Annotated in this window: 7 protein-coding genes and 1 rRNA gene; all 8 read left to right on the top strand. The window is 43.5% G+C overall.

Features of this window, described 5'->3' with window-relative positions:
* The first annotated feature begins 7 nt into the window (after positions 1-7).
* Positions 8-123: ribosomal RNA gene (rrf, locus tag WB217_RS01135) — 5S ribosomal RNA — on the top strand.
* A 542-nt stretch (positions 124-665) separates the two neighbouring features.
* On the top strand, positions 666-1,127 hold the full coding sequence (locus WB217_RS01130) for a CtsR family transcriptional regulator (protein WP_423989855.1): 462 nt from the start codon (positions 666-668) through the stop codon (positions 1,125-1,127).
* 29 nt (positions 1,128-1,156) lie between these two features.
* Positions 1,157-1,705: a UvrB/UvrC motif-containing protein gene (locus tag WB217_RS01125; protein ID WP_423989853.1), complete on the top strand. Its 549-nt coding sequence runs from the start codon at positions 1,157-1,159 to the stop codon at positions 1,703-1,705.
* A gap of 2 nt (positions 1,706-1,707) precedes the next feature.
* Positions 1,708-2,790: a protein arginine kinase gene (locus tag WB217_RS01120; RefSeq protein WP_423989851.1), complete on the top strand. Its 1,083-nt coding sequence runs from the start codon at positions 1,708-1,710 to the stop codon at positions 2,788-2,790.
* Positions 2,791-2,794: 4 nt separating this feature from the next.
* Complete coding sequence (gene clpC, locus WB217_RS01115) at positions 2,795-5,233, top strand: ATP-dependent protease ATP-binding subunit ClpC (protein ID WP_423989849.1); 2,439 nt, start codon at positions 2,795-2,797, stop codon at positions 5,231-5,233.
* 548 nt (positions 5,234-5,781) lie between these two features.
* A complete protein-coding gene (gene radA, locus WB217_RS01110; protein WP_423989847.1) occupies positions 5,782-7,161 on the top strand; it encodes a DNA repair protein RadA in 1,380 nt (459 codons plus the stop codon).
* A gap of 4 nt (positions 7,162-7,165) precedes the next feature.
* Complete coding sequence (gene disA / locus WB217_RS01105; protein WP_423989845.1) at positions 7,166-8,239, top strand: DNA integrity scanning diadenylate cyclase DisA; 1,074 nt, start codon at positions 7,166-7,168, stop codon at positions 8,237-8,239.
* A gap of 263 nt (positions 8,240-8,502) precedes the next feature.
* Positions 8,503-9,429: PIN/TRAM domain-containing protein (locus WB217_RS01100; protein ID WP_423989843.1), on the top strand; the 927-nt coding region annotated here is incomplete at its 3' end.

The raw sequence follows: 9,429 nt of genomic DNA, 5'->3' as shown, positions 1-9,429 counted from the left end.
CAAATAGTCTGGTGGCGATGGCGAGAAGGTCACACCCGTTCCCATACCGAACACGGAAGTTAAGTTTCTCAGCGCCGATGGTAGTTGGGGGTTTCCCCCTGTGAGAGTAGGACGCCGCCGGGCACGTGAAGAACAGCTGTAATGGCTGTTCTTTTTTTGTGTCTTCTAATATCTGGTCTAGGAAAAAGATTCTCGTTGTTTAGAAAATAAAATTCTGCTAATGAGTAAGCGCGACTTTCTTGTGTATTTTCGGTTCGGAAATTTATTTGCTAGATTATCACGTGTGATAATCTGAATTAGATTGTTATAATGCAACACTTCAACAAATATCCCCACTTCTAACCTCACCTGATTAAAAAATGACAGCTACACACACCTTTTTTAGCTATAAACCAAGTTTTTTTGCATTAGACGATAACTTCATACTTTGACTAGCTTAATTGTGTTGAACTACTCACCTCTATGTTATAAAAAATCTTCTTTCTCTAGCTCCTGACAAGTTTCCACTTGGTCTAAAATGGGTATAATAACCAACACCCCCACTTAACAGGTTTTGGCATACATAAATTTGGCGAAAATAAATCAAGATGCATTAATTGCAAGGGTAAAAAATTTTTTGTATAATTAATGTCAAATATAGTCAAAGTCAGATAGGGGGAGGTTTAGTGAGGAATATATCGGACATCATAGAAAATTACCTCAAGCAGGTTTTGGAAATGAGCGACCAGGATATCGTTGAAATCAAGCGTAGCGAAATCGCCGATCAATTTCAATGCGTGCCGTCCCAGATCAATTATGTCATCAATACTAGATTCACGATTGAACGAGGTTACCTTGTTGAAAGTAAGCGGGGCGGAGGCGGATATATCCGTATCATTAAAGTTCAGGTTTATGATCATGCACACTTGATTGATGATTTATTGTCTTTGATTAACACACGGATTTCTCAAAGCAGTGCTGATGATGTCATTTACCGTCTAGTGGAAGAAGATGTCGTGACGAACCGCGAGGCGAAAATCATGCTGAGTGTTTTAGACAGGTCTGTTCTGTATATTGAACTCCCGTTGCGGGATGAGCTTCGCTCTAGAATGCTAAAGGCAATGTTGATGGCATTGAAATATAAATAATATCAGAACAGAGGTAAAGAGGTGAGGGCATGATCTGCCAAGAGTGTAATCAGAGGCCGGCAACGCTGCACTTCACGAATTTTTTAAACGGCGAAAAAACTGAGCTGCATTTATGTGAACGGTGCGCACAGGAAAAAGGCGAAATGTTTATGATGAACAACGGTCCAGTTTTTTCAATCAATAGTCTGCTTGCCGGATTGTTGAATATGCAGCCAGGTTTTACGGAGGGAAAGAAGGAAGCTTTCCAAGCGGACGAAATCCTCCAATGTCCGCAATGTTCAATGACTTTCCCTCAGTTTGTGAAAGTCGGCAGATTTGGATGTGCAACTTGCTACGATGCTTTCAGGGATCAATTGACTCCCATCATTAGAAGGCTACATAGCGGGAATTACACACATAATGGAAAAATCCCTAAAAGAATCGGCGGGGATATCCATATAAGAAAAACAATCGATGATCTAAAGCTAACATTGAAAAATTTTATCTTAGAGGAAGAATTCGAAAAAGCAGCTGAGACCCGGGACCAGATAAGAGATCTGGAAAGGAAATTAGCAGAGAAGCAAGAGGGAGGGGAGTAGACTTGTCATTGGAGAAGTTTATCAGTCAGGCTGTCAGCTCCTGGATGAGTGATGATGGACCTGATTCTGACATTGTCCTCAGCTCTCGAATCCGTTTTGCCAGAAACCTTGATGAGTTCAATTTCCCTACGTTTTTTACTAACGGTGAAGCCGAGGCAGTCATTGACACAATAATGGAACGGGTAAACAATAGCCATATTCCAAACGTTGAGCATCTAGAAATGATTAAGATGGATGAAATCCCACAATTACAAAAAAGAGTACTTGTCGAGAAGCATTTAATTAGTCCCCATCTAGCCGAAAACGGCATTCATGGGGCATGTCTTTTATCTGAAAATGAAGAGATCAGCATTATGATCAACGAAGAAGACCATTTAAGGATTCAATGTTTATTCCCTGGATTCCAGCTGACGGAAGCCTTGAAGGCTGCAAATGAGATTGATGATTGGATGGAGGAGCATGTGAATTATGCTTTCGATGAGAAATTTGGTTATTTGACCAGCTGCCCAACAAATGCAGGAACGGGTCTAAGGGCTTCAGTCATGATACACCTTCCAGGTTTGGTCATGACGCAGCAAATGAATCGGATTGTTCCAGCGATTAATCAGCTCGGTTTAGTGGTAAGGGGTATATACGGCGAGGGCAGTGAAGCTCTCGGCAATATTTTTCAAATCTCCAATCAAATCACATTAGGAAAATCTGAAGAAGACATAGTAGAAGAACTGAAAAGCGTGGTAGGCCAGATAATATCTCAGGAAAGGTCGGCCCGGGACGCATTAGCGAAAACTTCTAACATACAATTAGAAGACAGAGTCTTTCGTTCATATGGAATCCTGGCAAACAGCCGGATCATTGAAACGAAGGAAGCTGCCCGATGCTTGTCAGACCTGCGGCTTGGCATTGATATGGGGTATATACAAAATATATCAAAATCGATTTTAAATGAACTGATGATTTTAACTCAACCAGGGTTTTTACAGCAGTATGCGGGCGGGCCGCTAAGGCCGAACGAAAGAGACATCCGCAGAGCTGCTTTAATAAGAGAACGATTGAAAATGGAAACAAAAGAAGAGTCAGGAGGATGATCTTATGATGTTTGGACGATTTACAGAGAGAGCACAGAAAGTATTGGCACTCGCACAGGAAGAGGCAATCCGCCTTGGACATAACAATATCGGTACAGAACACATCTTACTTGGCCTTGTGCGTGAAGGAGAAGGAATTGCCGCGAAGGCATTATATGGACTGGGTTTAGGTGCCGAGAAAATCCAGAAGGAAGTTGAGAACCTGATTGGCCGAGGCCAGGAAACTTCCCAGACCATTCACTATACGCCAAGAGCTAAAAAGGTCATCGAGCTTTCAATGGATGAAGCAAGAAAACTTGGACATTCATATGTTGGCACAGAACATATTCTTCTTGGCCTGATCCGTGAAGGAGAAGGTGTAGCTGCCAGAGTGCTTAATAATCTAGGTGTAAGCTTGAATAAAGCACGTCAACAGGTGCTGCAGTTGTTAGGCAGCAATGAAACATCTGGCCATCAGGGTGGCGGGGCAGCAAATGCCAACACACCAACGCTTGATAGCCTTGCAAGGGACTTAACGGCGATTGCCAGGGAAGGAAGCCTTGACCCTGTTATCGGCCGAAGCAAGGAAATTCAGAGGGTTATTGAGGTGCTTAGCCGCCGGACAAAGAACAACCCTGTATTGATCGGGGAACCTGGTGTAGGTAAAACAGCGATTGCCGAAGGTTTGGCACAGCAAATTGTTAACAATGAAGTGCCGGAGATTCTTCGCGACAAGCGTGTTATGACTCTTGATATGGGTACTGTTGTAGCGGGAACCAAATACCGCGGTGAATTTGAAGACCGTTTGAAGAAGGTCATGGATGAAATTCGCCAGGCCGGAAACATCATTTTATTCATCGATGAGCTTCATACATTGATTGGTGCTGGTGGAGCGGAAGGTGCTATTGATGCATCAAACATCCTTAAGCCGTCACTGGCTCGAGGTGAGCTTCAATGTATCGGGGCAACCACACTAGATGAATACCGTAAATATATTGAAAAAGATGCAGCATTAGAAAGACGTTTCCAGCCAATCACAGTTGATGAACCAACTGCTGAGGAATCCGTCCAGATTTTAAAAGGGCTGAGAGATCGTTATGAAGCCCACCACAGAGTATCAATTACGGATGCGGCGATTGATGCAGCAGTAAAGCTATCTGACCGTTATATCTCAGATCGTTTCCTTCCAGATAAGGCGATTGACTTGATTGACGAAGCTGGTTCAAAAGTGCGCCTGCGCTCATACACGACTCCGCCTAACCTTAAGGAGCTTGAAGTGAAGCTTGAGGAAGTTCGCAAGGAAAAGGATGCTTCAGTACAAAGCCAGGAGTTTGAAAAAGCTGCTTCATTAAGGGATACAGAGCAGCGCCTGCGTGAACAGCTTGAAAATACGAAGAAAACGTGGAAAGAAAAACAAGGCAAGGAAAATAGCGAGGTAACAGTCGAGGACATTGCGAATGTTGTGTCCAGCTGGACGAATATTCCTGTTACAAAGCTCGCACAAACTGAAACAGATAAGCTATTGAATCTGGAAGAAATCCTGCACTCTCGAGTCATCGGCCAGGAGGAAGCGGTTAAGGCTGTTTCTAAGGCTGTAAGACGTGCTCGCGCAGGATTGAAGGACCCTAAACGCCCAATCGGTTCATTCATCTTCCTTGGGCCTACTGGTGTAGGTAAAACCGAATTGGCAAGAGCTCTTGCTGAATCAATGTTTGGTGATGAAGATGCGATGATCCGTGTGGATATGTCAGAGTACATGGAGAAGCATTCGACTTCTCGTCTCGTTGGCTCACCTCCTGGATATGTAGGTTACGATGAAGGCGGTCAGCTGACTGAAAAGGTTCGCAGAAAACCTTATTCCGTCATCCTGCTTGATGAAATCGAAAAAGCACATCCTGATGTGTTCAATATTTTACTTCAAGTTCTTGAAGATGGCCGTTTGACAGATTCAAAGGGACGTACAGTCGATTTCCGCAATACGATCATGATTCTGACATCGAATGTCGGAGCTGAAGCGTTGAAGCGAAATAAATATGTTGGTTTCAACATTCAGGATGGGGCGCAGGATTACAAAGATATGAAGGGCAAAGTAATGGAGGAGCTGAAAAAAGCCTTCCGTCCGGAATTCCTTAACCGTATCGATGAAATCATTGTCTTCCATGCTCTTGAGAAACCGCACCTGAAAGAAATTGTGACATTGATGTCCGACCAGCTTGTGAAGCGTTTGAAGGAGCAGGACATTACGCTTGAATTAACAGAGGCCGCAAAAGATAAAATTTCTGAAGAAGGCTATGATCCGGAGTATGGTGCTCGTCCATTGCGCCGGGCGATCCAGAAGCATATTGAGGATCAGCTATCTGAAGAATTGCTAAAGGGTACAGTCCTTACAGGCCAAAATGTCATTATTGATGTAGAAAATGGCGAGTTCGTCGTGAAAACGCCAGAAGGGTCTGCAAAGGCTTAAATTGCTTAACAGGTTAAAATAAGGGGTATACGTACATAAACTACGTGTACCCCTTTTTTACTGATTCTTGGCGTAAGGGTTCCGAGAACAACTCAAAGTTTGAAAAAGCAAAAGAGTTGTCATCGTAAGGAGAACAACTTGAAAGTCCGGAAGCGCAAAAGAGTTGTCATCATAAGGTTCCCGAGAACAACTCTAAGGAAGAAATCGTCTTCGGATTGTCTTATCGGGATTCGATAGTACAATTAATCTGGAAAAAACTCCTGATTTGCCCTCATAATAGCCATCAAATCAATTAGGTTTATAAGTGGGGCATAATCTGATGGATCATAAATATATAGGCTGAGTTAAAGGACAATGTTGATTTTTAACACCTGACGCCCCGCGGAAAGCGAATGCCTGGAGCGGAAATCAACAGACAAGTTTAACACAGCCAATATATAAAGCAGAAAAATTTACATATTACTTCAGTTACAATAATTTCTTTTGAGGAATGTTTAGCATTACAATAGAGATAATACTTTTTAATGATAGATGGCGAGGCTAAGAAAATGGCAAAAAGAAAAACAAAATTCATGTGCCAGGAATGCGGCTATGAATCTCCGAAATGGATGGGGAAATGTCCTGGATGCGGGCAGTGGAACAAGATGGTCGAGGAAGTGGAAAGCACTGGATCAACTCGGAAAGGGGCTTTTACTAATGCCAGCGGTTCTTCAGTGGCTGCCAAGGCGACTCCGATCACTTCGATTGAAACAATCAGTGAACCGCGCATCACTACGGACTCGAATGAATTGAACAGGGTACTTGGAGGCGGGGTTGTCAGGGGTTCCCTCGTTTTGATCGGCGGGGATCCGGGAATAGGCAAATCGACGCTGCTGCTACAGGTCTCATACCAGTTAGCGAAAAAGGACCACTCTGTTCTCTATATATCAGGGGAAGAATCAATGAGGCAAACAAAGCTGCGTGCCGACCGCCTCGGGGTTTCCTCTCCAAATTTGCTTGTCTATTCAGAGACGAATTTGCATGAAATCAGCCTGACAATTGAAAATACAAAACCTGATTTTGTGATTGTCGATTCAATCCAGACAATTTTCCACCCTGAAGTGACTTCGGCTCCGGGGAGTGTTTCACAGGTTAGGGAATGTACGGCGGAATTGATGAGAATAGCGAAAACAAAGGGTGTCGCCATTTTTATCGTAGGACATGTCACCAAGGAAGGCTCAATTGCTGGACCTCGACTTCTCGAGCATATGGTGGATACTGTTTTGTATTTTGAGGGTGAAAGACATCATACATACAGAATCTTGCGTGCGGTTAAAAACCGTTTCGGTTCAACGAATGAAATGGGTATATTCGAAATGAAGGAAGCTGGTTTGGAAGAAGTCGCAAACCCATCGGAAATATTTTTAGAGGAACGGTCCCAAGGAGCTTCGGGCTCTACTGTGGTGGCATCGATGGAAGGAACTCGTCCTGTTCTGGTAGAAATACAGGCGCTCATCTCACCTACCAGTTTTGGAAACCCAAGGAGAATGGCGACCGGAATTGACCACAACCGAGTTTCGTTGCTGATGGCTGTACTTGAGAAACGGGTCGGGCTGCTGCTGGCGAACCAGGATGCTTATTTGAAGGTAGCTGGCGGAGTGAAATTGGATGAACCGGCAATCGATCTTGCAGTCGCTGTCAGCATCGCTTCCAGCTTCAGGGATAAACCAACCCGCGCTTCCGATTGTATTATTGGCGAGGTAGGACTGACTGGGGAAGTCAGAAGGGTCTCAAGGATTGAGCAGCGTGTCCAGGAGGCTGCGAAGCTTGGTTTTGAGAGAATTATTTTACCAGAAAACAATCTTGGCGGATGGACTCCACCTAGGGGAGTAGAGTTAATCGGTGTCTCATCTGTCAGCCATGCGTTAAAAGTCACCTTAGGGGGTTGATTGATTGGAGAATAGAAGCCTCGAAGAAAAGGAATTAGGTGAAATCCTGCAATTTATCGCTCCGGGAACACCAGTCAGGGATGGCATCGATAATGTACTACGTGCCAATACGGGCGGGCTGATTGTCTTTGGCTACAATGAAAAAGTCAAGAGCCTTTTGGATGGCGGCTTTGAAATCAATTGCAGGTTCAGTCCGAGTTTTTTATATGAGCTTGCCAAGATGGATGGCGCCATTATCTTGAATGAAACTGGCAGTAAAATCTTGTTCGCAAATGCACAGCTTGCTCCTGATACGGGCGTGCCATCGACGGAAACCGGGATGAGGCACAGGACGGCAGAAAGGGTAGCAAGACAGACGAAAGCTCTTGTCATTGCGATATCCCAGCGGAGGAATGTCATTACCCTGTATCAGGGGAATCTTCGCTATGCCTTGAAAGAAATCGGGGTTATTTTAACGAAGGCAAATCAGGCAATCCAGACTCTTGAGAAGTACAAGGTCGTTCTTGAGAAAAGCATTACTAATCTTGGTATCCTGGAATTCGAGGATTTGGTTACCTATAATGATTTGCTGCAGGTCATCCATCGATTCGAAATGGTATTAAGAATCAAGACCGAGCTTTTAACTTATTTGAGTGAGCTAGGCATGGAGGGCAGGCTGATTCGTCTGCAGATGCACGAGCTTCTGTCTGAAATCGAGAAAGAGGCCCTGCTAGTCATCAAGGATTATTCTGCAGAGAGCGATGTGAAGGCAGACGAAGTGTTGGTGCGTTTCCAGGAGCTTTCAAAAGCTGGTGTCATTGAAGATACGACGATTTTAAAACTGCTTGGCTATCAGGGGTATGTCCATATGGATGAATTTATTTGCCCAAGAGGCTACCGGATGCTGAACAAGATTCCGAGACTGCCGATGATCATCGTTGAAAATTTGATCAAAAGGTTTAATAAGTTCACAAATTTGATTTCGGCATCGGTCGAGGATTTAGATGACGTTGAAGGAATTGGTGAAGTCAGAGCACGGAAAATTAAAGAAGGCTTTAAGCTGATCAGGGACCAGCTGATGGCAGACCGCCAGATGTAATTCACGCTATTTGGCGGAACTGCTTTTAAATTGACACCCGTATAGCCCGATGCTACTTTTAAGGAAGAGTTAATCCTAGAAAAAGCAGGATGATCATTTTTTCTTAAAATAGTAGCTGATTACGTAACTTTTATGCCGATTAAAACGTATATTCTTTTGGGCCAGTAATTTGGACGAATAGAATGGGCAATTAAAAAATCTTCTCCATAAGCAGGGTTTCAAATTTTAGAAGTTGTTTATAATGAGTAAAAGGAGGTGAAAGGATGTTAAGACGTATCATTCAAGCCTGCTTCCTGATCATTGGGGGAACGCTTGGTATATTCTTAATTCCTGATTTATTATCGTTAATGAAAATGGGAGACATGACTCTCATCAATAATCCTTATGTTACAGCTATTTTGGGCGCACTTATTTTTTATCTTCTTACTTTTTGGGCTGTTGACCATGTGACCAATTTTGTGAAGTGGGCTGAAGAATCGCTGCTCAAGGCGCCAATCACTGATGTTATTTTTGGCAGTGTGGGTCTTTTCTTTGGTTTGCTAGTAGCGTTTTTAGTTGGCTTTGCCCTTAATGCAATCCAGGTTCCAATTGTAAATACAGTTGCCCCAACGCTCCTTACTCTTTTATTTGGTTATCTGGGATTCCAGGTGGGATTCAAGAAACGAGATGAGCTGCTTGGTTTATTTTCCAAATCGAAGAAAAAAGGCAGTGAAGAAGAGGTTGAAAAAGAAGAGCGTGCAAGAGAATGGAAAATTCTCGATACAAGTGTGATTATTGATGGAAGGATTGCTGATATCTGCCAAACTGGTTTCCTTGAAGGCATCATCGTAATCCCGCAATTTGTCCTTGAAGAACTGCAGCATATTGCTGATTCATCCGACGTGCTAAAGCGAAATCGCGGCCGCCGCGGATTGGACATCCTTAACCGTATCCAAAAGGAGCTTAGGATTAAGGTAGAGATCTATGAGGGCGATTTTGATGATATTCAGGAAGTTGACAGCAAGCTTGTAAAACTGGCGAAGCTGACAAACGGTGTTGTAGTAACGAATGATTTCAATCTGAACAAAGTTTGTGAATTGCAGAAGGTTGCGGTGCTGAATATCAATGACCTTGCAAATGCGGTAAAACCTGTGGTCCTCCCTGGAGAAGAAATGAACATCCAGGTAATCAAGGATGGAAAAGAACACAAT

It is taken from the genome of Mesobacillus sp. (assembly GCF_049588175.1).
GTDB lineage: Bacteria > Bacillota > Bacilli > Bacillales > Cytobacillaceae > Mesobacillus.
This window is presented reverse-complemented; position numbering and strand designations above follow the sequence as displayed.

Bases quoted from the DNA above. Each gene is read 5' to 3' on its own strand.
- WB217_RS01125 (WP_423989853.1), top strand. From the start codon at position 1,157: ATGATCTGCCAAGAGTGTAATCAGAGGCCGGCAACGCTGCACTTCACG.
- clpC (WP_423989849.1), top strand. From the start codon at position 2,795: ATGATGTTTGGACGATTTACAGAGAGAGCACAGAAAGTATTGGCACTC.
- radA (WP_423989847.1), top strand. From the start codon at position 5,782: ATGGCAAAAAGAAAAACAAAATTCATGTGCCAGGAATGCGGCTATGAA.